This window comes from Niastella yeongjuensis, assembly GCF_900110245.1.
GTDB classification, from domain to species: domain Bacteria; phylum Bacteroidota; class Bacteroidia; order Chitinophagales; family Chitinophagaceae; genus Niastella; species Niastella yeongjuensis.
The window spans coordinates 153667-179501 of record NZ_FOCZ01000007.1; the positions used below are offsets into that span (position 1 = coordinate 153667).

The 25835-nt window shown below is 45.2% G+C and carries 24 protein-coding genes; 15 read left to right on the plus strand and 9 right to left on the minus strand.

Features of this window, described 5'->3' with window-relative positions; genetic code table 11:
- Genes BMX95_RS19625 through BMX95_RS19635 form a run of 3 tightly spaced genes read right to left on the minus strand, consistent with a single transcriptional unit; the run spans window position 1 to window position 3624 of the window.
- A complete protein-coding gene (locus BMX95_RS19625) occupies window positions 1-1332 on the minus strand; it encodes a hypothetical protein (RefSeq protein WP_090519531.1) in 1332 nt (443 codons plus the stop codon).
- A gap of 6 nt (window positions 1333-1338) precedes the next feature.
- Entirely contained in the window at window positions 1339-2364 is a 1026-nt protein-coding gene (glsA, locus tag BMX95_RS19630; RefSeq protein ID WP_081203964.1) for a glutaminase A, read from the minus strand.
- 33 nt (window positions 2365-2397) lie between these two features.
- The gene (locus tag BMX95_RS19635; protein ID WP_081203963.1) at window positions 2398-3624 is read right to left on the minus strand and encodes a DcaP family trimeric outer membrane transporter; all 1227 of its coding nucleotides are present in this window, start codon (window positions 3622-3624) and stop codon (window positions 2398-2400) included.
- 260 nt (window positions 3625-3884) lie between these two features.
- On the opposite strand from BMX95_RS19635, the gene BMX95_RS19640 reads away from it, so the two are divergent.
- The 7 genes from BMX95_RS19640 to BMX95_RS19670 all read left to right on the plus strand — a co-directional run bounded on the left by BMX95_RS19640 (window position 3885) and on the right by BMX95_RS19670 (window position 11498).
- Window positions 3885-4907 (plus strand): DUF481 domain-containing protein, encoded by a 1023-nt coding sequence (locus BMX95_RS19640; RefSeq protein ID WP_081203962.1) that lies wholly within the window; start codon window positions 3885-3887, stop codon window positions 4905-4907.
- A gap of 102 nt (window positions 4908-5009) precedes the next feature.
- A complete protein-coding gene (locus tag BMX95_RS19645) occupies window positions 5010-6137 on the plus strand; it encodes a hypothetical protein (protein WP_081203961.1) in 1128 nt (375 codons plus the stop codon).
- 20 nt (window positions 6138-6157) lie between these two features.
- Window positions 6158-6832: a hypothetical protein gene (locus BMX95_RS19650; protein ID WP_081203960.1), complete on the plus strand. Its 675-nt coding sequence runs from the start codon at window positions 6158-6160 to the stop codon at window positions 6830-6832.
- A 133-nt stretch (window positions 6833-6965) separates the two neighbouring features.
- The gene (locus BMX95_RS19655) at window positions 6966-8423 is read left to right on the plus strand and encodes an aspartate ammonia-lyase (protein ID WP_207631719.1); all 1458 of its coding nucleotides are present in this window, start codon (window positions 6966-6968) and stop codon (window positions 8421-8423) included.
- Window positions 8424-8489: 66 nt separating this feature from the next.
- Window positions 8490-9557 carry a type II asparaginase gene (locus BMX95_RS19660; RefSeq protein ID WP_081203959.1) on the plus strand — a complete coding sequence of 356 codons (1068 nt, stop codon included), beginning with the start codon at window positions 8490-8492 and terminating at the stop codon, window positions 9555-9557.
- On the plus strand, window positions 9547-10833 hold the full coding sequence (locus tag BMX95_RS19665; RefSeq protein ID WP_081203958.1) for an OprO/OprP family phosphate-selective porin: 1287 nt from the start codon (window positions 9547-9549) through the stop codon (window positions 10831-10833). Before BMX95_RS19660 ends, BMX95_RS19665 begins: the two co-directional genes overlap by 11 nt.
- Window positions 10834-11060: 227 nt before the next feature.
- Window positions 11061-11498 (plus strand): helix-turn-helix domain-containing protein, encoded by a 438-nt coding sequence (locus tag BMX95_RS19670; RefSeq protein WP_081203957.1) that lies wholly within the window; start codon window positions 11061-11063, stop codon window positions 11496-11498.
- 95 nt (window positions 11499-11593) lie between these two features.
- Here BMX95_RS19670 and BMX95_RS19675 read toward each other — a convergent pair whose 3' ends face one another.
- Window positions 11594-12283, minus strand: a complete 690-nt coding sequence (locus BMX95_RS19675; protein WP_165759093.1) for an RNA polymerase sigma factor — start codon at window positions 12281-12283, stop codon at window positions 11594-11596.
- Window positions 12284-12314: 31 nt separating this feature from the next.
- Here BMX95_RS19675 and BMX95_RS19680 point away from each other — a divergent pair, with 31 nt between their 5' ends.
- The 6 genes from BMX95_RS19680 (at window position 12315) to BMX95_RS19705 (ending at window position 16733) form a co-directional block, all read left to right on the plus strand.
- Window positions 12315-12965: a DUF4136 domain-containing protein gene (locus BMX95_RS19680; RefSeq protein ID WP_081203955.1), complete on the plus strand. Its 651-nt coding sequence runs from the start codon at window positions 12315-12317 to the stop codon at window positions 12963-12965.
- Between the two features lie 11 nt (window positions 12966-12976).
- Window positions 12977-13567 (plus strand): hypothetical protein, encoded by a 591-nt coding sequence (locus BMX95_RS19685; RefSeq protein WP_081203954.1) that lies wholly within the window; start codon window positions 12977-12979, stop codon window positions 13565-13567.
- A gap of 44 nt (window positions 13568-13611) precedes the next feature.
- Window positions 13612-14457, plus strand: coding sequence for a hypothetical protein (locus tag BMX95_RS19690; protein WP_081203953.1), 846 nt, complete (start codon window positions 13612-13614; stop codon window positions 14455-14457).
- Window positions 14454-14999: a hypothetical protein gene (locus BMX95_RS19695; protein WP_081203952.1), complete on the plus strand. Its 546-nt coding sequence runs from the start codon at window positions 14454-14456 to the stop codon at window positions 14997-14999. The genes BMX95_RS19690 and BMX95_RS19695 overlap by 4 nt, the downstream gene beginning before the upstream one ends.
- Window positions 15000-15044: 45 nt before the next feature.
- On the plus strand, window positions 15045-15797 hold the full coding sequence (locus BMX95_RS19700) for an OmpA/MotB family protein (RefSeq protein WP_081203951.1): 753 nt from the start codon (window positions 15045-15047) through the stop codon (window positions 15795-15797).
- 69 nt (window positions 15798-15866) lie between these two features.
- A complete protein-coding gene (locus BMX95_RS19705; protein ID WP_081203950.1) occupies window positions 15867-16733 on the plus strand; it encodes a pentapeptide repeat-containing protein in 867 nt (288 codons plus the stop codon).
- Window positions 16734-17082: 349 nt separating this feature from the next.
- Here BMX95_RS19705 and BMX95_RS19715 read toward each other — a convergent pair whose 3' ends face one another.
- The 5 genes from BMX95_RS19715 to BMX95_RS19735 all read right to left on the minus strand — a co-directional run bounded on the left by BMX95_RS19715 (window position 17083) and on the right by BMX95_RS19735 (window position 22372).
- Window positions 17083-17712 carry a hypothetical protein gene (locus tag BMX95_RS19715; protein WP_081203948.1) on the minus strand — a complete coding sequence of 210 codons (630 nt, stop codon included), beginning with the start codon at window positions 17710-17712 and terminating at the stop codon, window positions 17083-17085.
- A 285-nt stretch (window positions 17713-17997) separates the two neighbouring features.
- Window positions 17998-18384: a helix-turn-helix domain-containing protein gene (locus BMX95_RS19720; protein ID WP_242673244.1), complete on the minus strand. Its 387-nt coding sequence runs from the start codon at window positions 18382-18384 to the stop codon at window positions 17998-18000.
- 415 nt (window positions 18385-18799) lie between these two features.
- Entirely contained in the window at window positions 18800-19534 is a 735-nt protein-coding gene (locus BMX95_RS19725; protein ID WP_081203946.1) for a GLPGLI family protein, read from the minus strand.
- A gap of 46 nt (window positions 19535-19580) precedes the next feature.
- A complete protein-coding gene (locus BMX95_RS19730; protein WP_133054063.1) occupies window positions 19581-21608 on the minus strand; it encodes an outer membrane beta-barrel protein in 2028 nt (675 codons plus the stop codon).
- A gap of 41 nt (window positions 21609-21649) precedes the next feature.
- Complete coding sequence (locus BMX95_RS19735; RefSeq protein WP_081203944.1) at window positions 21650-22372, minus strand: carboxypeptidase-like regulatory domain-containing protein; 723 nt, start codon at window positions 22370-22372, stop codon at window positions 21650-21652.
- 219 nt (window positions 22373-22591) lie between these two features.
- Here BMX95_RS19735 and glgB point away from each other — a divergent pair, with 219 nt between their 5' ends.
- Both glgB and BMX95_RS19745 read left to right on the plus strand, forming a co-directional pair.
- On the plus strand, window positions 22592-24538 hold the full coding sequence (glgB, locus tag BMX95_RS19740; RefSeq protein ID WP_081203943.1) for a 1,4-alpha-glucan branching protein GlgB: 1947 nt from the start codon (window positions 22592-22594) through the stop codon (window positions 24536-24538).
- Between the two features lie 31 nt (window positions 24539-24569).
- A complete protein-coding gene (locus BMX95_RS19745) occupies window positions 24570-25598 on the plus strand; it encodes a tetratricopeptide repeat protein (protein WP_081203942.1) in 1029 nt (342 codons plus the stop codon).
- Window positions 25599-25835: the final 237 nt, after the last annotated feature.

Below are 25835 nucleotides of genomic sequence, written 5' to 3' on the forward strand. Positions count from 1 at the left end.
TTACAATAAAATGTCGGTACCTATGGTAATAGTAGCGCCGGTTTGTCCGCCGGCATATAACCCAAAGGTGCCGCCTGCGGAACTTTTATATACGTAATGCGCCTGGGCATTCAGACGCCAGCTTCTCGATTTCATGGGATAAAAGTTAATACCACCGCCTGCTTCCCAGGGATGCCGTTTAAAAGCATCCCAAAAAAAGGAGTGAAAGCCATATACACACAGTTTTTTTGGTATAACCATTTGGGATAGCTGCAGGCTGTATCCTTTATCGCGCAGTGAACTTACCGGAAGCGGACCGTCTGCATCGAATTTTGTGAGGGAACGGTAATATAATTCCACCTGTGCATTGAAGCCTTTATACTTTGCGCCAAGGTCGACGGCGATCATATCATAATTGGCTTCGTTCACGGTAACATTATCGGCCAGGGCGCCGGTTTCAAAAAACAATACACCATCGGTCATGCGTACCTGTGTATTGTCGGGTGAAGGCTGGCCGGTATTATTGAAACGATTATCGCGGCAATGGGTATAATTAAGGCCGAAACGGGTGGCTACTTTATCGTGGTGTTCAAAATCAACCAGTCCCCCCCGGGGGCCATATTCGCCGGTAGTAGGCATGTACATCAATCCCACGCCCTTTGACATGGTACGGGTTAGTTTGGCAGCGGCAATTCCCAGAATGCTCAGGTTGTCGCCCAGCATAAGGGTGTAGTGTAATTTGGGCAACACTTCCCCTTTTACGAAGAAGCCATTGGTAAAACCGGCCCGCAGGCTTTCTTCACCCATGGTTCGGTCGGTTGATAAATAAAAGGGAAATGGCCCCTGCATAGACCGAATAGACTGGTTTGGCATAATACCCGCGCCCAGAATAAAGTATTTGTTGAACTTGTATTGCAGGTTCCCGTATACCAGGGTTTGCTGGGTGGTCATGATGGTCCATACGGTAGCGGTATACGTTAGTTTTGGCGTCATCACAAAACCGGTGAACCAGATCATAACACGATGCCAGTAAAAATCATTACGCCCGGTTACCTCTCTGTCTCTTCCTAAATGGTCCTGCCAGGTCTGTTCGTGTTCTCCCGGCAACTGGTTCAGGTAGCGAACCACTGAATACAAACCAATATTTAAACTGGCCACTTTTGTTTTTACTATGGCGAATCCTTTGCCGGGCGTTAATTCCCCGGCCACCATGTTTGGGTATGTTTCCACCTGGTCTACCTTTGCGGTATCTTTTTGAAATACCTCGGGCTCCAGTTGCGCCCAACTATTGCTATGGCTACCTGTCATCAATACAAACAACAGGTATAGTTTTGCCCGGATTAAGTATCGCATCAATTATTATTTAGGTTGTACGAGATAGGGATTAACATGTAGTTTATCCACTACATAGCCGATCACCTTTTGTGCTTTTACGCTGTTGCCGGCTGCATCGAGTGGGGGAGAAACAACCGCAATACCGAACTTGCCGGGACAAACAGCCAGCAAACCACCGCCTACACCGCTTTTGGCTGGCAGCCCGGAATTGTATAACCAGATGCCCGAATTGTCGTACAAACCGGCGGTAGCCATTACCGATAACGTATGCATCACCGTTTCAGGCGTTACGATTTTCTTTTTTGTTACGGGGTTTACGCCACCGTTTGCCAGCGTAGCGGCCATAATGGCGAGGTCTTTGGCATTTACGTTTATGGCGCATTGTTTGGTATAGATATCCGTCGACTGTACAGGATCGAAATACATGCGGCCATAGGCGAGCAGCAGGTGCGCAATAGCCTGGTTGCGTAAATTATCCCCCGCCTCACTTACATACACCGGCCAGTTCAATGAAAGCGGGCGGCCGGCAAAATCACTGTGCACCTGCATTATACTTTTCATTTTGGCCGCAGAATCGGCGCCATTGATTAAACTGGAAGCAGCTATGGCGCCGGGGTTCACCAGCGGGTTGATCTCTTTTCCCTTTTGCAATTCAACGGCAACAATACTGTTGAACCGCATCCCGGTAGCATCTACCCCAATCTTGTCTTCCACCGCCTTCGCGCCCTGTTCTTCAATCACTTTTGCCATGGTGAATACTTTCGATACACTTTGAATGGAAACCATAGAGGTAATATCCCCCTTGGTATATACTTTTCCATCGGTGGTTACCAGCACCACTCCAAAAATGTTGGGGTCTACACTGGCGAGCTCTTTTATATAATCGGCATTTTTACCTTCTTTAAGGTCCTTGAATTTATTATAGGCTTCGTCCAGCGCTTTCTCGATCTCTGCCGGTGGCAGCGTTAACTGGCCTATACAGGTGGTACTGCACAACACCGAAAACATAACAGCTATAGCTGTTTGTTTCCTAAAACATATCTGCTTCATAACTGCTTTTTTAATGCTGATTATTGAAAAAGGCTAATCCCTGTTTCTGTAAAAGATCTGAGAGAAATTATATTTGAATCCTAACTGGATCTTGAAAATATCGGAGTGAAAATCATCACTGAAATTGGTGCGCCGGCCCCATTGAAATTCAATGGCCGCCATGGCATTGGGAAAAGGGACAGACACAAAATTCACGCTGGCATATTGTCCCATTTTATAGGCACTGGGGGCTGCGGCATCTGTATTCTCGATGTGTACGCTTGAATATCCGAGTGAAGTGCTCAGTTTTGAATTCCAGTTATGGTCCAGGTAAGCGTGTATTCCATACACGGGTAATGCTTTACCGGTAAATGGTTCTGTAGTGTTACCGGGTTGTTCCTCCACGCCTACATCAATCGGCGCATCCTGCATGTAGTTCTCAATGCCATGTCCATATACAAAAGATCCTCTGAATACATTGTTCTGTCCCAGATTAAGCACCGTACTAAAGTGAGCGCCCCAGCCAAGTACATTGTCGCTGATATCATAACCTCCTGTTGTATGCGTATCCTCCCACCTCAGGTCGCGCAGCATACCGGCAATTTGAATATGTCCCCAGTCACCGCTTCTTTTATAGTGGGCCGAAAAATCGGGCAGCTTTAACCGGCCCCGTACGCTGTCCAGCTCTGTACGGCTTTCGAAAGTACCCTGGTCGGCACTGGCGCCGGGTCTTTCCAGGGCAACGAAGAGTTCATTTTTACCCTGCATGATCGCATAGCGAAGTTGTATATTCCGGTAGAACACCATGCCTGATGGCCCCCAGTATTCAATGGTATTGGGCCACACATCACCATCCATAAAGGGTGAATTGGTTTGTCCAATGGCAATCGGTCCTAACTCTGCGTATATATGACGCAAGCGCATGGTGGTTTGTCCTTCATCTGCTCCCGTACCAAACAAGTCGAACTCGAAGGTGGTTTTCAATTCCCCAATCGGGGTGTTGGTATAACCCTTCACGCCAAACCGGCTTTGGCGAATACCGAAGAACACCTTTCCATCCGGAGCGAACTGGTCCTTGTAAGAAGGGAGTTTCGTTATGCGCATGGCATCGAACCAGTTGGGGTTTATCTGATCAAAATTGTAACCAACATCGGTCATAACGAACCCATAAATTTCCAGTGCCTTTACCCTGGTGGTATCTATTAACTTTTCAGACTGCTGTGCCCTACAGAACAATGTAGAAAAAATTAAAGCAGAAACCAGTAACAAGGATTGCTTCATAAACAATTATTTTAAACATGAAGGTTTTGTTCCGTATCCCCTGGCAGGGAAGGAGCAGGTGTTTTCCAGGATGGTATCGGAATGACCAGACGAATACTCTTATGCGCAAAAGTATTCTGAAGAAGGTTGGTCCAGCACGCGCTTTAGTTCATTAAAGTTATACGGTTTTAGAGATGAATTGGAATTTCGCACGTGTTTAACCGTAAAATGAACACCTGCGCTTTTATAGTAACTACATTCATTGATCACATTGGGTGTATATGAGATACGTTCTGTTGTCTTTGCTGATTTTGGCTGTTATACCACTTACTGCACAACAACCCAGGGATACCATCTATTTTAAGAACGGCACCAGGGTCATTGGGAAAATTAAAAAGATAAAACTGGGGGTAATGACCTTCGATCCCGATGATGCCAATGATATTACTGTACAGTTAAAAAAATTACGCACCATGGCTGCCCAGTACAGGCCATACCGGGTTGAAAGCACCACACAAATAGTTTATTTCGGTAAAATTACTACGAGTGACAGGGATGGCTATGCTATTTTTATGTCAGAAATTGACACTACCGCCCGTGCTATTGAAAATATCTCTGTCCTGTACCCGGTAAAGAACTCCTTTTTTCAACGATTTTCTGGCCAGGCAACTGCAGGTTTGGATTTCACCCGCTCCAGTGGAATAGGCAGGATAAATTATGATGGTAAGATAAATTACAACGCAAAAAAAGTGGAGCTCACGTTATCAACTGCCGGTATTTATACGCTTACCGATTCCAGTTTCAGCCGCGACCGGGAAGATATTAGTATAAAGAATAATTACTATTTCAACACTACCTGGTTTGGCACCCTGCTGGTAAAATACCAACGAAATCTGGAACTGGGCCTGCTACGGCGTTTTCAGGAGGGTATCGGCGGGGGCAATAAATTCATTACTAACAAAAACATATATGCGTGGACCAGAATGGGCATGGTGTTGAACCAGGAAGAAAATACGGAAAATACGACCACCGCTACGCTCGCTGAGTTGTATGGGCAACTGGAATTTAATTTTTTCAAGTTTACAAAACCAGAAATCAGTTTTACCGTAACAGAAGCTTTTTATTACGGCCTTACGCAAAAAGACCGCATTCGTAACGATGCCACCACTACACTCAGTTACAAGATCATCAAAGACCTTAACCTCACTGTTTCCTTCTACTCTAACTTCGACAGCCAGCCACCATCCGAAGAAAGCCGCAAATTCGATTTCGGTACGGTCTTCGGCATCTCCTACCTCTTTTAACAGTACCCGTTTTACGGTTAAACTAAACGGTTACATTATTTATTGTTGCACAAACCCGCGGTAAATTAGTAGTTATTGCTTCCGCATTCATAACTGTGCAATATGCGTACTAGCTGTTTTTTATTGACTGTGCTTTTAGGACTCCTGTACAGGGAGGCGGCCGCTCAATATACCACCGACAAGATAGTAGGGCAGAAGGAAAAGAACGTAACGCTGGCTGATAGTTTGAAGCATGTGACTTACCCGTACCTGCTGCCGATCTGGGGGCAAAAGGTGATCAATAAAGGGTTCGACCTGCCATTTCCCATGGGTTTGAGCGTCCAATATGTTTGGCAGGAATCGGACATCCTCATCAATAATTTACAGGTGGGGTTTAACAATGGACCAAAAAGGAATTGCGATGACCTGATCCGGTTCGATAAAGCCACCGCCACCACCAATGGGGTTAACCTGCGGCCCGATTTCTGGATCTTTCCTTTTTTGAATGTATATGGGATCCTGGCAAGATCGAACAACTCTACCACCGTGCACTGTGGGCTATGGGTACCCGACAGTAGCAACAGCTGGAAAAAGATAACAGACATCAATACAAAAGCTGATTTTGATGCAACCACCATAGGCTTTGGACTGACCCCCACGTTCGGGATAGGCGGGTTTTTTGTGGCGATCGATATGAATTGGTCGTGGTCAGATATTGAGCAGCTGGATAAGCCCGCCTATATTTTTATTCTGGGGCCCCGCATTGGAAAAAATTTCAAATTCAAAGGGGAACAAAGCCTCGCCATCTGGACGGGCGGTTTCCGCGTACACATGAACAGCGGTACAAATGGTTCTTTACCCCTTTCTGATCTGTTCTCCACTAATGAATGGATGCAAAGGATAGATAGTGGGTATATAAAAGTGGCCAATAGCCAGCAACAGGTAAACGCCTGGTGGAATGGCCTTTCTCCGCGCGATCAGCAAAACCCGGTGAATAAAGCAAAATACGCTACCGCCAATGCCGCATTGGATAAAGCAGGGCAGTTGCTCAATGGCGCATCGGAAGCGGCCGGTACGCTGGGCAATTCCTCCGTACAATACTCCCTTGACAAACGCCCCAAAGACAAATGGAATTTCCTTATAGGTGCGCAATACCAGATCAATAAACATTTTATGATCCGGGCAGAATATGGTTTTCTCAGCAGCCGCAAGCAGTTTATTGGCGGTTTGCAATACCGGTTTGGCTTTTAATAACCACTCAAAATTTAGTTATGAGAAAATATGCAGTTTTGATCATTGTCAGTTTAGTGGCAGGAGCAGTTTATTCCCAGGAAACAAGAATATGTGGATATGGCAATTATGTGTTTGATGACAGAGTAGAATCGTACTACAGCTCTACCAACTATTTTAATGGCGTTATTGAAGGCGGCGGGATGTGGGGCGTTGGACTGGAATTCAAAGTGCATGATGAGTATGGCCTCGAGATCCTGTATCAGCGACAGGATACAAAAGCCACCGTTCATTATTATGATCTTACTTCAGTAGGCGACAAAAATGGCGATGTTGATCTCGGCGTCAACTGGATCATGGCTTGCGGAACGCGATACCTTACTGAGAAAAGAAGCCTGGAACCTTTTGCCGGGTTTATGCTTGGGGTGGCCATTCTCGATGGCACCAACCCTGATAATGGCAATAAGCAAAGTGCTACCAAATTCGCCTGGGGGTTTCGACTGGGTACTAATGTACTGGTAAGCGAACGTATTGGGTTCCGGTTTCAGGCACAGATACAAAGCGCTACCCAGGCAGCTGGTGGCGGTCTGTATTTTGGCACAGGCGGTGCGGGCGTTGGCGTTACTACCTACAGCAGTATGACACAATTTGTGTTGGGGGGCGGTGTATTTGTCCGGTTTGGTCATCCCGATCCTAAACCCACCCGTCATCCCTGATGAGGGCTTTACTGTAAACCGGGTGACATTTAACTGTGAATAGGTGTAAATCAATTGATAACCAGCAGGCAAGGGGTATCTTTAATAGGGGTTGGTAGCACATTGAAATTAACAAAGAGAAAACCACATCAACATGAAAAAGTCACTTGCGGTTACCATGTTACTTATTGTATTGTTGTTTATACAACAACTACCGGCACAGCAAACCCGAACAGAAAAAGACCTGCTGGGTGAAAAGCAAATAGATGCGAATGCGTATTACGGGGTTCAAACAGCACGTGCATTGGAGAACTTTACTATAAGTGGTGTTCCTACTTCTTTTTACCCCGATTATGTAAAAGCATTTGCCATCGTGAAACTGGCTGCGGCCAGGGCCAATACCGAGGTGGGCAGAATGAAACCCGAGAAACTGGCTGCCATTGAAAAGGCCTGTCAGGCCGTGATGGATGGCAAATACCACGATCAGTTCCTGGTTGATATGTACCAGGGCGGCGCCGGCACTTCAGCCAATATGAACGTGAATGAAGTACTGGCGAATATTGCATTGGAGTTAAGCGGTAAGCAAAAAGGCGATTACCACAGCATTGAACCTCATGACGACCTGAACATGGGGCAGTCGACCAATGACGCTTATCCAACTGCCATCAAGGTGGCGCTGTTGCTGCACAACGATAAATTGACAAAAGAGGCCGATGCACTGGCAAAGGCATTCCATAAAAAAGGCGATGAGTTCAAGGGTATGGTAAAAATGGGCCGTACTGAAGGACAGGATGCGGTTCCGATGACCCTGGGACAGGAGTTTCATGCCTTTGGCAACCAGCTCGATGCCGAGATAGCCACGCTTCGCAAAACAGAAATGTATTTATGTGAACAAAACATGGGTGCCACTGCTATAGGAACAGGTATCACTGCCACACCCGGTTATGCTGATAAATGTGCTGCAGAACTGGCAAAAATAACCGGCAAACCTATTGTGAAAAGTGCTGACCTGATAGCCGCCACCAGCAGCCAGCAGGCATTTGTGATCTATTCTTCCGCCTTAAAAAGTTTTGCCATTACCTTATCGAAGATCTCGAGTGATCTCATCTTTCTTGCTTCGGGGCCCCGCACCGGTATTTTTGAAATAAACCTGCCTGCGTTGCAACCCGGTTCTTCCATAATGCCCGGTAAGGTAAATCCGGTTATGCCCGAAGTAATGAATGAGATCTGTTTTAAAGTGATAGGCAATGATGTAACGGTTTCTATGGCTGCTCATTCCGGATTGCTGCAGTTAAACGCCTACGAACCCGTAGAGGCGATTGCCATCATGGAATCGCAGGGCCTGCTGTTTAAAATACTGCCGCTGTTCAGAAAGAATTGCATAGATGGTATTACGGCTAATAAGAACATCCTTGACAAATACATTACGCAAAGCGTGGGCATAGTAACCGCCCTGAACCCGGTATTGGGTTATGATAAAACCACCGAACTGGCCAAGGAAGCCCTGCAATCGGGCAAAGGCATCCTGGAATTGATCAGGGAAAAGAAGTTATTGACGGAAGACCAGATAAAAAAACTGCTCGACCCTGCTGCATTGACTGGGGAAAAGTAAGAGGGGCAGTAGGCAGGCGAGTTAATCAAACAAAAATATTACCGTTAATTAAAACATCAACTGAAAATGAAAACCCTTAATACAGTGTTGCGAAGCAAGATCACCATTTTGTTGATACTGGTAAGCATGGGCAGTTTTGCCCAGAAAAAGGCCAACGTAGTCATACTGGCTACAGGGGGTACTATTGCAGGTGCTGCCAGCACCGGGGTGCAATCGGGGTATACGTCGGGCCAGGTTACCATCGATGCCATGGTAAATGCCGTGCCCGATATTACCAAACTGGCTAACATAAAAGGGGAGCAGATCTCCAATGTGGGTTCCCAGGATATGTCGTTCGAGATCATGTTGAAACTGGCAAAAAGAATTGCGGAACTAACCCAGCAGGGCGGGCTCGATGGCATTGTGATCACCCATGGAACCGATACTATGGAGGAGACCGCATATTTTCTGAACCTGGTTTGTAAAACAGATATACCTATTGTGCTGGTGGGTTCTATGCGGCCTTCAACTGCCGTTAGTGCCGATGGCCCGCTCAACCTGTATAATGCAGTGGCAGTGGCTGCAGACCCTAACGCCAAAAAACGTGGCGTAATGCTGGTGATGAACGACTGGATCCATTCGGCACAAAGCCTTACGAAAGTTAGTACCACGGCTGTTCAAACCTTTATGTCGCCATTGAATGGGCTTATTGGGATCAGCAATTATGGAACGAACGAATTTTATCGTTTTCCTTTTAATAAATATGGCAGCCAAAGCGAATTCTCGGTAGACAATGTTGCCAAACTTCCGCGCGTGGATATTATTTATGCCGATGTAGACCTGCCAGCCGACCTGATTGATGCCTCCGTTGAAAAAGGCGCCAAAGGAATTGTAATAGCCGGTGTAGGCAATGGCAATATGAACAAGGCCGGTATGGAAGCTTGTGAAAGAGCGGTAAAAAAAGGTGTTGTAGTGGTTAGAAGCAGCCGCGTGGTTACCGGTAATGTGGGCCGCAATGTAGAAGTGGATGATGATAAAATGGGTTTTGTAGCCTCTTATGACCACAATCCCCAAAAATCAAGAATACTGTTGTCTGTGGCATTGCTAAAACAAAGGAGTAATGCCGATATGCAAAAGATATTTTATGAGTATTAACATGGGAAGCGCAACCGGGAGGGTGCTGATCAGCTTGCTTATTGGCATCCTCCCACTTTTTACCTGGTCACAGGATACAACAAAGCTCCTTCCCAATGGTACGGATGGCCTGACATTCAACCCGGCTGATACGGGGAAAAATATGAAAGACAATGAATTCGACGGACCGAAAGCCACTTTTAAAATTGGTCTCGGATACATTCATGACTTTGTAGCCTACAGTGAAAGCGACAAGTTCAAACAACAAATGGATTCTCTCCATTATGATCTGAAACCTGAATTTAAACTAAGGGATTTTAGGGTAATGGGCAGCGGCGTGTTTAAAACCAAAAGATACCTGGCATTCAAATTTGCCTATATGTGGGATGGTGATAACCAAAAATGGCTTGTCAGGGAATCGGGGCTTACGATAGGCGTACCGGAATTGTCCGGTCACATTTTTATAGGCCGTACAAAAGAAGGGTATTCGATGGTGAAGGTAATGAATGGCCACTCCCCCTGGACCGCAGAACGACAAATGTCAATTGATGTAATTCCGATTCTGGCCGATGGTATCAAGTACTTTGGTTATTTGCCGAAACCCCGGGTATTCTGGAACCTGGGTGCTTATAACGATGTCATTTCAAATGGACAGGGTTTCTCTACCTATGCCTGGCAATACGATGCCCGTATTGGCTGGTTACCTATCTATAATAAAAAGACAAATGAAGTGTTACATGTGGGTGTAAACCTGCGTTATGGCAAACCGGTTGATGGCAAGATAACCTTGAAGTCGAGACCGGAATCGAACCCTACACCGCAAATAATTAATACGGGTTCATTTGCTGCCGACCATTCAAGCCATATTGGTGGAGAAATTTATTACAGCAACAAAGGCTTTTTGATAGGATCGGAATGGAACCTGCATAGTTTTTACGCCGATAATGGCGAGAACCACCGGTTCTATGGTGGCAATTTTGTGTTTACCTGGCTTTTTACGGGTGCTGTTCGGCCTTATACAACCAACAGTAATGTGTTTGGCTTTGTGCCTGTTAAACGGTCCATCTTTAAAGGAGGCTGGGGCGAGTGGGAGGCTGTATTACACTTCTCTATGCTCGATCTGGATGACCGGTCTATTGCAGGTGGTAAGTTCTGGCGGATTACACCTATGATCAACTGGTATGCCACCAAGGTAATCAGAATGGAATTTGTATATGGCTATGGTGTTCTTGACAGATATCAAATCAAAGGCCCCGTACAGTTCTTTCAAACCCGTTTACAGTTTACCATGCTGTAATTGCAGATAAGCAATCTTTCTGCACAAAAAAAAAATAGGTTGCCCAAACTTTTCAATATGCAAACTTAAATTAGGCTGTGTTGGCGATAGATGGTAAATTGTATTACAAACACCAGCATACTTTTACTTCGTATTCCCGCACAACATTTTTTCGTATTCCCACTCGAAAGCTTAGTACGGCTACATGCACACACAAAGCGTAACCAATCACATTAAATCTTACTAGTATGCGACACCAAAACCTAACCTTCGCACCAGAGACTGAAAAAAGGACCTCGAGTTTTAACGCTCATGTATTAAGTCCTGAAAAGGTCAGTGACATTTCCGAACGGCTGAAACAATTTATGTTTTCAGAGAAACCGTATTTGCGTTACAGGTATACCATAAAAAGCCTGGCAGATGATATCCAGGTTCAGGCGTACCTGCTGTCTGCCTATCTAAATCAGGAAAAACGATTACGTTTTACCGATTATCTCAACCAGTTCCGGATCGAATATTGTGAAAACCTTATTCAGGAAGGACTGGCGAATGATCTGAACATGAAGGGCCTTGCATTGATTTGCGGTTTTCAGAACCGGAATACTTTAACCAGTGCTTTCAAAAAATTTACAGGGCTAACCCCTTCCCGCTACACCAAGAGTGTACGTTTGGGAATAAAGCCGTAACAGGCTGTCAACTCTGTGCTATCAGTATGGGTGAAAGAGGGGTGGTCTATTAGGTCACCTCTCTTATTTTTGTTTCGTCCAGCCAACCTTGATTTTTATAACAGCTGACAGATAATCGGTATTAAAAACTGCAGATATGCTTTGTGCTTGTTCAGGTACTCCTGCATCAGGCGAATGGCTATTCTTAACTGGCGCTCAACAGTAGGTACGGAGCGTTGAAGGAGGGCCGCTGTAGTTTTGACCGTTTTGTCTTTTTGCATGGCGAGTACATATACATCGCGGTACTTATCCGGCATTTTACGCAAGCAGCAGCTGATCTCCCGTTGCAGATCGATCATATCCATCCAATACTCAGCTTCATTGCCAACAGAAATGATGCTGTACTTTTTTCCCGCAATAGCTATATGCTTTTTATATACCGACTCGTTCCGCAGGTGATTGATGATCTTGTTTCGTAGTGATCGATACAGGTAAGATGACAGCGATACATTGATCGTTAACTGATCTCTTTTAACGTGCAGGGTGATGAACAGTTCCTGTACTACTTCTTTACAGGTTTGTTTGTCGTTGATGTACTTTTTGGCAAATCTCAATAACAGGTCCCAGTATTTTTTATACAACACCTCAAAAACAGCCTCGTCATTGAAATTCCGGATCATCATGGTACGAATGTAGAAATTATGTGAACGGTGACCTGAGCACAAGTCTACAACGATGATCGGTTTTATAAAACTGTGCCGGTTGATTGGTTCTTTTTGCACTTTTTTGGATTTCTGACGTGTCATAAAATATAAAATAAACACCAAAAAAAACATTATGACAACGAGTTTGCGCTATCTGCTTCTTGCGTGTCTGTTGCCGCTGTTGTGGAGCTGCTATCCCAAGGGTGCGGAATACACAGACGAACTGGACCTCGTATATACGAACTATGCCAGTGACTTCAATTTTACAGCTTTGAAGACTTATTCAATCCCCGACAGCGTTGTAAAGATCACCGGCGATGTTATTTCCGATCCTGACGGAGATGGTAAACCGTCGTTTTTGCCATCGTCATCCGGTAAGGTAATACTCGATCAGATAAAAACAAACATGAGCAACTATGGATGGACGCTGGTTGACAAAAGACAAAACCCCGATGCTACTATATTGGTTTCTTCCATGACCACTACCAATATTTATTATTACTACGACTGGTGGTATTGGGGCTGGTATTATCCCGGTTACTATCCCGGCTGGGGCTGGTATTATCCTGGTTATTACCCGCCTTATGTTACGGGTTACCGCTCCGGTTCAATTTTTATGCAGTTTATAGACAATACAAGCAAACCATGGGGCGCTGATAATGCACCCGTAAAATGGGTTTGTATATTAAACGGCCTGGCTGAAGGCGGTACTTCTGACATTGCTGCACGTACGCAGATCAACATAGACCAGGCATATACTCAGTCACCATACTTAAAACACTAGAACTATTTTTTATGAAATACTATATTTTGTCAGCGTTCATCCTTTTGTGTGGCATCAACAGCTACAGCCAGAGTTCCTTCATTTTAACCTATCCTATTGGTTTCCCCATGGGTGACCTGCACGATTATTCGAAAAAAACAAGCTGGCGGGGCATTAATATGGAGTTTTTGGGCCATGCAAAACCCGGTGTGGCCGTTGGGTTGGAAACAGGCTGGAATGTGTTTTATGAAAAGGTAGGCAAGCAGCCTTACAAGAGCGGTACTACAACCGTTACCGGGGTAACATACAGATATACCAATGCAGTACCCATACTGGTGGAATCAAAATGGTATCCCACCGAGGAGAAGAAGAAGGCCAACCCGTATGTTGGCTTAGGCGTGGGAACGCTTTTCGCAAGCCGGTCAACCGATTTTGGCTTATACCGTATAACCAATGAAGCCTGGCAATTTTGCATTAAACCCGAAGTGGGTGTGCTCTTTTCTATTGAGCCCGGTTTGAAAGCTATGGTTGGTGTAAAATATTACGGTGCTTTCAATACCGATGACCTCGATGGCCAGAATTTTTTGTCGATCAATGTGGGTTTTGTTTTCTCCAGTTTATAAACAAACTGAGTAGATCTTATTTATTCACTAAAATTAACCAAACCATGATCTTCCCGGTTCCAAACACGATGCCTGCCTGGCTGGATGGCCGGGCTGTTGAACAACAACTGGAACGGATCTTCCTGCATCCTGATTTCAGCAGTTCAGAGATCCTGAAAAGATTCCTGACGTTCGTAGTACAGGAAACGCTTACCGGTAATGCCAATTGCCTGAAAGAATATACCATAGCGTTGAAAGTATTACAGAAGCCTGTCAACTTCAATCCACAAAAGAATTGTATTGTACGCATCCATGCAGGCAGGCTGAGGCGGGCATTGTATCATTATTATAACGCTCCCGGCGCTGACGATGAAATAATCATTGGCATCCCGAAAGGAAAGTATGTGCCCGTTTTTATGGACCGTCAACAGTGGCTCGAGGAAAGCCTGCTGAATAAATCCTACGAGGTTAACAGATCGCATGCTGAAACCGAACCACTGACTTTTGCCATTCTTCCTTTTAACTATCATTCTGCGAACGAAGCCACCCGCACCTTCCTCGATGACCTGTGTTTGCAGATCAGCTCTGCTTTGTCGCAGGTAAAACAAATCTCCGTAATCAGTTACCAGGTAGTAAAAAGCATGGCCGACAGCTACAGCGACCTGAAGGAACTGAGTTCGGCGCTGCGGTTCAACCACATCATCAGTGTAGGTGCCCAGTACCAGCAAAACAAAAGCCGGGTAAACATCCAGATCATCGACTGCCACTATTACCGGCAAATATGGTCAAGGGTTTTTGATTGCACCATTACCGACTCCAACCTTTTTGAGGTACAGGATGGCATTTGCCAGGTGATCACCAACCAGGCCAGCAACTATTCAGGCATTAACATTAAAAACCAAACAATATGAAGAAAAATGCGCTAGTCCTCTTCCTGGTGCTGATGTACCAGTTTTCAATTGCCCAGGATGACATAGTAATAACCGGCACAAACAAGATCTCCAAAGAACTTACACCCAAACAGATCATCGACTCCCTGGAAGCCAGATTCCCTGATGCCAAATCGGTGGCATATTTCAAGGTCCCTAAAGACGCTGCGGCGAGAGGGTGGGCGATCAATGTAGAGGATAATATCGAAGGCGAGGCCGACCTCGATTATTATGCACTCAAATTCAAAAGAGCCGATTTTCAATATTACGGCTTGTACAAACCAGATGGTACCCTGGTAATGTCGAAATACCAGGAAACCGTACAAAATATCCCTGACAAAATAAAAGAATCCTTAACACACCTGAAAGATAAATATCCCGGGTATAAATTAAGCTCAAAAACCTATTACAAAAACACCAATTACAACAGCAGTAAGGAGTACTATGAATTTGTAGCCAGTAACGGAAAAGAAAAAAAGAAAGTGATCTATGACGGAGAAGGAGAACTGGTAAAAGTTAAATGACTGTGGAGAATGAGTACAATTTATTCAAGCATAAAATAATATCGTATGACAAAGATTGCATTGATGGCGCCATTCATAGTGGCTGGATTGTTTATGACACGCTGCGGCACTGCTAAAAAGCTGGAGGTTGCGCAGGGACAGAATGCGGAACTCACCGAACAGAACATGAAATTAAAAAGCCAGGTAAGCTCAGTTAATACTGAGCTGGGTAATTGTACGGCAAGTCAAAAAGGATGTATGGATGAACTCACTCAGGTTAAAGCCGATAACAAACACTTTCAGGAACGGCTGTCCAAGACAAACGCAGTGTTAAAAGAACAAGCCGATGTGATGCACCAGGTGCAAACCAAAGTAGATGATGCATTGGCAGATTTTAAGAGCAAAGGAGTAGAAGTATATTTCGACAAGGGACTGGTTCATGTAAGCATGGAAGACAAACTGCTGTATAAAAGTGGCAGCGCCAAGCTGGGCCCGGAAGGCAAAGATGCACTGAACCACCTGGCAGGAGTGCTGAATGGCTATCCCAACCTGAAAGTAATTGTACTGGGCAATACCGATGATGTAAAGTTCAAGAATGGCATGGATAACTGGACACTCAGCACAGAAAGAGCCAATGGAGTAGTAAGAGTATTAAAGGATGAAGGAAAAATGGATCCCATGCGGTTGACTGCCGCTGGTAAGGGTATGTACAACCCGGTTGCCGAAAACACAACGGCAGAAGGTAAATCAAAGAACCGGCGCACCGATATTATACTTAACCCCGACCTCGATAAGCTCTGGGACACCGTAGACAAATAGCGCATGATTAAAATGGGTGACCTGACAGCCTGGTTTCGTGAAAATGAATTGACCTTAAAACAATAACCAGTGAAGGATTACAGTAACCAGAATTTGCAGAATGCTTCCTTTGTTGATCAGGACCTCAGGTTTTCCAATTTTTCAAACAGTGATCTCCGGGGCGCCAATTTTACCGGGGCTAATTTGAACGGGGTTGATTTTACAGGCATTAAAACCGGTGTTACTCCGGTGAGGCTGGTTTGGATGTTCCTGGTAGCGATGGCCATTTCGTTGCTCTCCGGCTATCTGGCCATGTTGGGTGGAAGATCTGTGCAGACGCTGTTATCTTCAAAACATGAACATGAACGCACCGCCGGCATACTGGCCATCATCATTACCATCCTGTTTATCGTGTGCTCCTGGTGGGTGGGTGGTGGCCATGCCATTCGCACGGTAATTGTCCCTATCATAATCTTTGCCTTTCTGGCCGGGCTCATCATTTACTGGACCGGGCTCAGCACAGGTAAAGGCATGTTTTATCTGGGATTGTCTTTGCTGCTGTTAGTGGTCATGTTTATAACAGGTACTATTGCCCAGGCGATGGCCGGTGTTTTATCGAATGTTTTGTTCTTTTTGGTAGCCATATCGGGTGAAATATTTGGTAAAACCATTGGTGGTGGCATCGGCACACTCGTGCTGGCCCTTTTATGTGCCTTTATCACCAAACGGGCCCTGAGCAATGTACAGGGATTTTATCTGTTGCATGGCATCGCCCTGTACATAACCGGCCGGTTTGGCACGTCCTTCCGGGGTACAAAAATGGCCAACACCCGGTTCAACCAGTCGAAGCTCCGGAATATTGATTTCACCCGCGCAGATATTACCATGATCAATTGGGGCAATTCACGAAGGATCAACTGTATTATCGATAACAGGATCGTGACCGATAAAAAATAACTGAAGAGATCCCTGGCAAGGAGACGTTGAATCTAGGAGTGACCGAACCGCATCGCTGAGATGACGGGAAAAATACCGAAACTGTTCACATCCCAAGGGATTAAAACAGCGACGGTATTTTTTATTTGTATTATTTGCCGGCCTTCACATACAGGCATAAAAAAAGAATCCCGTGGAAACGGGATTCTGCTACCATATGAAAAAACTGACGTAGGTATAAAAAATCCTGAACTCTACTTTTCAGTGGCGTATAGAAATACACCTGCTGATTTTAACCTTACTCCTGAATAGAATCGTTTAAAAAGTGGCTTGATTGTCTTAAGTGTCTATACTTGTATAACTGCATGATCTAATATTTTTGAATGATCTTGTAGTAAATGCCTCCTGTTAAATAACCTGAATACAAAATCCCGAGGGGTGTTACCATTGTTTGCAGGCCATTATCCGGTTCCCAGCCTACATATACCCTGTTGTACATCAGAGGTAAAAGAACCTGGGCCTGCAGGCAAATACCCATGGCGTGTGTGATGCTTATTCTCATACCGCCTGCAAACGAAAACGAAAATGTTATCCGGTTTCCATGGGGAATTGAATCGGGGTCAAAATAAGCGGCGCCCAAAAAAGCTTTTCCAAAAACGTGCACAGTACGTTTGCCAAATTCTTTTCCGGCCCCTGCCAGTATCGTATGCATCTTTACAGAGCCCAGCGGCATTTTTATTTCTGAATCATATCGTTGAAAACGCATGCTGGTAGATACATATCCATATTGCAATTCAAAACATACATCTCTCAGCTTATCCGGTTGCATTGATAATGCAATGGCACCCGTGTAGCAGGGACCATCTCCGAAAATAAATCGCCCCCTGGTAGCTTTCAGACTGGCTCCGGTAAAATAGCCAGCATTGGCGCTTACCTGCAGGTTTTGCGCCTGCAGTGATTCAAACGGCCATAGTAATAAAAAGAGCAGATACTTTAACATTGCCTACCGATTTGAATCTTAGATAAAGGGGCTGTTGAAAGAAAGACCGATGAAACCTTGTTGCACCGGTCTTTTTGTGAGCCTGCTGCGTTTTACCCATCGCATGCAGAAAAATAAACCGGAAACTTGCCTTCTCCTATTAAAAACCCAATAAATAAAACTGTCTGCGTAACCAACGTAACCTAAAAATTCGCATTGAATACCATTATCAAAGTTACCGGCCGTGCAAGGGGAAAACAAATAACAGGGAGGCTTAGTGGACAAGATTTGCAAAAATTGTCCAAATCACATATACAGCCTGTTACGCACGTAATCGGAAGGTGTTTTGCCGGTGAATTTCTTAAAGGCGGTAGTAAAGGTGTTCCGGTTGTGAAAACCGCACTTGGCCACCAGGTCTTTCATGTTGATCTTGCCCGGTTTTTCGTTTTTGATCAGGTCTTCACAATATTTGATGCGGAACTGGTTCAGGTAATCGGTAAAATGCATGCCCAGGCGTTTGTTCAAAAATGCCGACAACTGGTGCAGAGGCATTTGCAAATCTTCAGCCAGGTCCTTTAGCTTATAATGCGGTTTTAAAAAGGGTTGTTGCTGCAGCATAAAATTATTCAGTCTGGACCTGATCAGGTCAACATTGGCGCTGTCGGCCTCAGGCTGGGGTTCATCTTTATTCATACCCAGTAATGATCTTAATATATGAAGCAATTTTCTTTCCATAAGCAACAAGGCAGTACTACAAAATTACTCGCCTTGCGCTACCGTCAAGCCGTTTAACGGTGAATCATATGTTAGGTAGGGATGCTCATAGAAACCTGCCAATCAAGGTTTCCTGTGCTCAGGGAGAACAGCAAATGGCTCATCATCGATTACCATGAATGGTAACATCGTGGCGGCATTTTCACCCATAAAGGTAACGTCCGGTTGATGGACAGTTACATTTAACTGTAAAATCACCGGTTTGTTTTAGGCAACTGGTCACTGCTCCCGGCTATTTGGTCAAAACTGCCAGGAAACACGCGTTATGCCAGACCTCCGCCGAACCTGGCAGCCAGTAAACCTGTACCCTTTGAAAAACTTCGTAATAGTAGCCTCACAATAAAAACTCATATAGAATTTTGCCGGCTTCTGAACCCCAGTCCTTCATGTTTTCTTTTACCTGCAGCTGGTAAGCAGTACCGGTCATTTTCTTTCCCTTCTTAGGAGCTTGCAAGTCTGCATCCGTTACATCGATCAGTTTCAGTTTGGTGGCGTACCAGGTGGTGTGAAGGCGGGGAATGGCCAGCCCCATGATCATCCCCGGTAAACCGGCAAAGGATTCCGGGCCGCCGGTGGTGATTATTTCATCGGTATAAAAAGCGATCACAATAATGGAATCGAGCACGCGGCCAACGGCCTTGCGGCAATCAAACCCGGCAATCTTTCTGATCTCCGGCGTAATACGCCAGTCAATATGCCGGATGGAATCTGTTATCAAATAGGCGCTTCCAAAAACCACGCGTTGTGTTACCGCTATGTTGCTGTCTAACCTGGAAAGAATCGTATTCTCCGAATCAAAAATGCCCCAGTTCTTGGGCTGTTTTGTTTCCGGCTCCCGCCCTGTATTGAACAACGTACGATCACCCTTAAACGTAAGGTCATAATAAAAGGTCACAAACTTAGGCAGTGCCGCTTTCGCCTTTTCATCATAAGCACTGTTCTCATCCATAAACGCATGCTGATTCGTTTTACGCTCATACTCAATTTTCCCCTCGGTTATAAATTGTTGTTGACCAAACAAAGCAGGGGAGAGTAATATGGTTGTTATTATATAAAAAAGTAGCTTCATTGTTGTCGGGTTGTTGTGTTTTTAAACTTTAAACTTTCAACTGGTTTTACCAGCCCATTGGCTTACCGTTTTTACTAAAGTTGTATATAAACGATACCATAAAGTTTCGTTTGATGTTATTGTAGGTTCTTTCTGAAATAAAGTTGCTGTTGATGTTCCGGTTAAACCCGATATTTTGGTTTAGCAGGTCCCTAACAGAAAAACGCAGCCGGGCTATATCGTTCTTGAGAATTTTCCGGTCTATACTGGCATTCACAATGGTGTTGTTGTTATTGTTTTCAAACACGCTTGTCTTTTGTCGGATGTTGAAAGTGACATCACCATTTACTTCCAGTTTCCAGGGCAGCGACATCCATATATCGAATTCATGTCGTTGGGTAAGGTAACGGGTAATATGGTCCGCTTGTAACGAGGTTTGGGATTCATTGAAGTCGAAGTTGGTCATTAGCCAGAAACTGTATTTCTTTTCTTTATACAAACCCAAGCCGGGACCCAGGCTGTACGTATACACGTCGTTCCTGTTTTCCTGGCCATTGGTAAAATTGGTATTGTGGTTCAGGTTTACACTGGCATTACCACCTGCCCGTAAACCCCATTTGGTTACCTTTTTTCTATACCACATATAGCTGCTTAACCGGTAGTTGCCATTCACGTTGATGGGTTGAGAGGTTTTACGACCGGTGTTAGGGTCCAGCCAGTTACTGCTGCTGAAGTCATTCTGTGTGGCGGAATAATTTATTTCGGCATAAATGCTGCGGTCCGACAGGAATTTATAACTCTCATAAGAGGCATTCAACCGGTGGCGGAAAGCCTGTTTCAGATCGGGATTACCCAGGCGGATGTTCAGCTGGTTGGTGATATCCTTAATAGGTTGGATCTGGTCAATGGAAGGCGCCTGTGTACTGCCGTTATAACTGAACCGGAAGTTGCCATTGGTACCCATGGTCCAGTTCAGATTGGCCTGGGGATAATAATTGGTAAAGCTGTATTTGATAGTTGAATCGTTTTGCAGGTCCTGGCGGGTGTAGGCGGCATTAGAAATGTTCATCCCAAATGAGAAGTTGATCTTCTTGGGTTTGGCATATCGGTAATTGATACCGCCCGACTGCGTGAACACGTTAAAGCTATAATCATTGCTCAGTGAATCGATTCGGTTTGAATAGTCTTTTCCCGTTGGATCTATCTTTTCCAGCGTGGTAATACGGGATTGCCGGTGGTTGTTATCGATGCTGTAATTGAATTCAAGCAGCGATCTTTTATTGATCGGTTCGGTATAGGATGCTTTGGCATTGATGGCGGAGATAGTGCTTTCATTCAGCTTTTGCTGGTCAAGGATGTTGGAACTATCGGGCAGCCTGTTTTTGAAATAATTGTTATCGGAATAAAACAACCCATGCGAAGCCTGGTCGGTATAGTTTTGTCGGGCCGAAACAGACAACGTTCTGCCCACTTTTCTAAATTTTTGCCGCCAGAGAATGGAAGAGTTGAAGTTTTTGTTATCGGCATCAACAGCTGATTTCCGGTCAATAATACTTAAAGTGTCGTTTTCCGAATTGATGGATTCCTGGTGATAGTTGCTCTCGCTGTAACTTTTTCCCTGCGAACCCTGCACGGTGATCTTTATGGACGCAAGCGAGTCGAGCTGCGCCTCATACAATCCATCCAGGCGGTGGCGGTATTTGCTGGTGAAACTATTGCCATGTTCATTGGTGTAGGTAACCGTGTCGTTCAGGATATTTTGGCTAAAGGTGTTGCCCTCGGCTTCGGTATTCAGTTTATTATACAGGTAATTGCTGTTGAGGTGTATTTTGTCGCCGTTCCATTTGTTGGAGTAATGCAGGCCGCCATTCCAGCCTTTAGGCAATCCTTCGCCCCAATACGAGCTGCCGCCGAATTCATTATCCCAGTTATTGTTCCAGCTGTTGGTAACATTGCCATTGTCATCAACACCTACTTCCACGCTGTTGTTGGCCCCATAGTTCATGCCTTCGTTCCAGTTTAACCCCGTTTTACCGGTGTTCGACATAATACCATAGGCTGCAAACTTCCGCTTGCCTTTAAAGGCGTTTAACATCACGTTATTATTCCAGTATTTATTGCCATCGCTGCCCAATTCTACTTTGCCAAAATAGCCTTTCTTTCTTCTTTTAACTGCAGGTTGATGGTTTTGGTTTTTTGTCCGTCATCGATGCCTGTAAAGGTGGCCTGATCGCTTTTCTTATCGAACGTTTGCACTTTGTCAACAGCATCGGCGGTTAACCCGCGGGTGGCAATGGTAGGGTCGTCGCTAAAAAATTCTTCGCCGTCAACCAGTACTTTTTGTACGGTTTCACCCTGGGCGGTTATTTTACCGTCTTTGTCTACCTGAATACCGGGTAATATTTTCAACAGATCTTCTACCGTGGCCCCGGGGTTCACCTTAAAGCTGTCGGCCACGTATTCGGTGGTATCGCCCTTGATGCGAATGGCGCCCAGTTTGTGCTGCACTACCACTTCTGCCAGCAGCTGGGTCTTTAAGGTCATGGAAATCTTACCTACATCAACGGTGGCGCCGGCTGCTAATTCAACTCCGTCGTAATAATCGGCATAGGCTGGTCGCGTAACCATAACAATAAATTTACCCGGAGGTAACTTTTGCAGCTGGAATTGCCCGGAAGTATTACTGCGCGTATAGGAAATCAACACCGAATCGGCTGGCCTCAATAATGCAATGACAGTATTTGCAAGGTTTCTTTTTTCCGAAGTGTCAATTACTGTACCTTTAAGAACGGCTTGCTGGGCGAAAACAGGTACGGAAATAATAAATAAAAAGGCGAGCAGAATGGTTGTTTGCTTCATGGGAAGTAAGGGACGTAGGCACTAAGCCATCGTTGTTGGTTAACGTGTTTAATTAGTTTGTCGTCCGATACGCCTTCTGGTAGAAAGAACGGAGCGAATGTCTGGAATGTAATCGGGATTTAACTAAACAGTGTCTTAATTTATCGTTAAAGGAGTTTCATATTTATCTGGTCATAATATACAAGACAAGTAACGGATCAAAACAAACAGAACAGGCTTATGGAAGTAAAAAAATATGAAGAGGTTCATTTTGTAGATAGCACAAGAGCAGTATGGAACTATTCTTTTTTCACGGAAGATGACATCCGCAATTTTCAGCACGGGACCCATTACCGGTTGTACGATCTGTTTGGCTCACACGAAATTGAAGTATTGGGAAAGAAGGGCTATTATTTCGCCGTATGGGCGCCCAATGCCACGGCCGTTTCAGTGATCGGCAATTTCAACGATTGGAATCCCACCAGCCACCCACTGTTTGTACGGCTCGATAAATCGGGCATCTGGGAAGGGTTTATTCCCAACCTGCCTAAAGGGGAAGTATATAAATATCATATCGATGGTTTCAAGGGCGTCAAAACCGACAAAGGCGACCCCTATGCCAACTTTTGGGAGAAACGCCCCAACACGGCATCCATTACCTGGAACCTCGATTATACCTGGAAGGATGCCGGGTGGATGGATACCCGCGGCCATCACAATTCGCTGGAAGCGCCCTGCAGCATTTATGAAGTACACCTGGCCAGCTGGATGCGCCCCGATAAACACGACGAAGAATCTTACAATACCTACGATCAGATAAGGGATCTAATGGTTCCCTACGTAAAAGAAATGGGTTTTACCCATGTGGAGTTTATGCCGGTAATGGAACATCCCTTCGATGGCAGCTGGGGCTACCAGGGAACCGGTTATTTTGCACCCACTTCACGTTTTGGCGACCCGCAAAGTTTTATGGAGCTGGTAAATGCTTTTCATGAAGCAGGCATCGGCGTTATACTCGACTGGGTGCCTTCGCATTTTCCGTACGATGCGCATGGCCTGTTTATGTTCGACGGGGCCAACACCTACGAATATGCCGATATGCGCAAAGGCTTTCATCCCGACTGGAACAGTTATGTGTTCAATTATAAAAGGGGAGAAGTAAAATCCTTCCTCATCAGCAGCGCCCGTTTCTGGTTCGATAAATTCCACATCGACGGCATCCGCGTAGATGCAGTCAGCTCCATGCTGAAATTGAATTATTCGCGTACCCACGGCCAGTGGGAACCTAACGAATATGGCGGCGATGGCAATATAGAAGCCATCACCTTTATCAAGGACCTGAATGAAACCATGTACCGCGATTTTCACGATATACAATCCATTGCAGAAGAAGCTACCGACTGGCCGGGCGTATCACGCCCCACGTTTCAGGGCGGCCTGGGCTTTGGTATGAAATGGATGATGGGGTGGATGCACGACACATTGGATTATTTTAAAATGGATCCCATTTACCGCCGCCACTACCAGAACAAGTTTTCGTTCAGTATGATGTATTATTACGACGAAAACTTTCTATTGCCTTTGAGTCATGATGAGGTGGTGCATGGTAAAAGTCCGATGATCTTTAAAATGCCCGGCGATGAATGGCAGAAATTCGCCAACCTGCGCACGTTGTATACGTATATGTTTACGCATCCCGGGGGAAAACTCTTATTCATGGGCAACGAATTCGGCGATACCAATGAATGGAATTACAAAAGCGAGCTGCAATGGGACCTGTTGAAGTTTGACTCACACCGTATGTTAAAGGATTGTGTGCGTGACTTGAACTTATTATTGCGGAATGAACCCGCGATGTATGAAAATCAGTTTAATATTTATGGCTTTGAATGGGTTGACCTGAACCATACCGCCGAATGTGTAGTAGCCTACCGGCGCAAAGGGAAAAACCCTGAGAATGACCTCCTGATAATTTTAAACCTTACCCCGGTGGTACGGCACGACTGGAAAGTATATACGCACGGAAAATCCCAATGGCGCGAGGTCTTTAATTCCGACGACAAACGATATTGGGGAACCGGAAATGTGTTCAATCCGGAGATCTCCACCCGTAGTTTAGATAAAAATGATAATATGTATGAAATAAATGTGCACCTGCCGCCGTTGGGAGCTATAGTATTGAAGTAATTGATTTTTGTGAAATAGAAAAGCACTATCTATGAAAACCCTAAGTACTATTTTAATGTTGGGATTAATTTCCAACGGTCTTTTTGCCCAGACAGACAGCACAGATTTTTATTTTAAAAAAGGGACCACCGAAAAGGACGCCCGCCGGTTCAGGGAAGCTGAAAAGAGCTTCGCCAAAGCTGCCCAGTTTTCACCCAAAAACGCCAGCGTATTGTTGGCCTGGGGTGAATCGTTGATAGAGCAGCGGCGTTATGTGGAAGCCCGGGAAAAGTTTACCGGCGCCTACCAGGCCGACAACAAAAATCCCGATGCGGTACTGCAGCTGGCTACCCTGTCGTTGAATACCCGCCAGTGGAATGACGCCATCACCTACGCCAAAAAAATGCAGGAGTTGAAGATCGGTAACAGCGCCAATTTCATTATGGTGAAAAGCTATTACGGGCTGGAGAATTATGGCGAATGTGTGAAGTATTGTGAACTGGCCTATAAAGACGATCCCAAAAATGCAGAAGTCCCCTATATCGCCGGCCGTTGCCTGGTGGATATGAGCAACTATAAAAAAGCAGCCGGTTGTTTTGAACAGGCCATCGCACTCGACAGCAGTAAAGCGAATTGGATGTATGAAGCCGGTTTGGTTTACTACGCAGTACCTGATGATAAAAAAGCCATTTACTGGTTTGAACGCGCTTCCGCCAAAGGTTATCCCCGCAGCAATGATTTTATAGAGAACCTCGCCAATGCCTACCTGAATGTGAAGGACTATAACAAAGGATTATCCATGTTACAGGAAGTGCTGGTGAAAAAACCGCAGGACCAGGAATTGTTATACAATATTGCCGATGCCTATTACAACATTGGCAAGTATGACGACGCCATCAGCTACTGGGATAAAATTCTGGAGCTCGATAAAAAGAACGCGAACTCTTTATATATGATCGGACTGAGCTACCAAAAGAAAGGCGAGAAAGAAAAAGGACAACAGCTGTGCGACAAAGCCATCGAGATGGACCCTTCCCTGAAGAATTTGAAGCAGGAACAGAAAATGCCGGGAGGAATTTAGGAAAGGGCAGAAGGCAGAGGGCAGAGGGCAGAAGGCAAAGGGCAGAGAGAGAAAGGCAATGGGCAGTAGGCAGTGGGCAATAGGAAAACAGCCCCTTACTCCGCTGGCTGGCGGACTCGACGGTACACCGAACTATTTAAAACAAAAATCCCCTGATCATAATGATCCGGGGATTTTTTATTTTGCCGCGCAGCGGTGTATTTATCTCTGCCTTCTGCCCTCTGCCTTCTGCCCTTC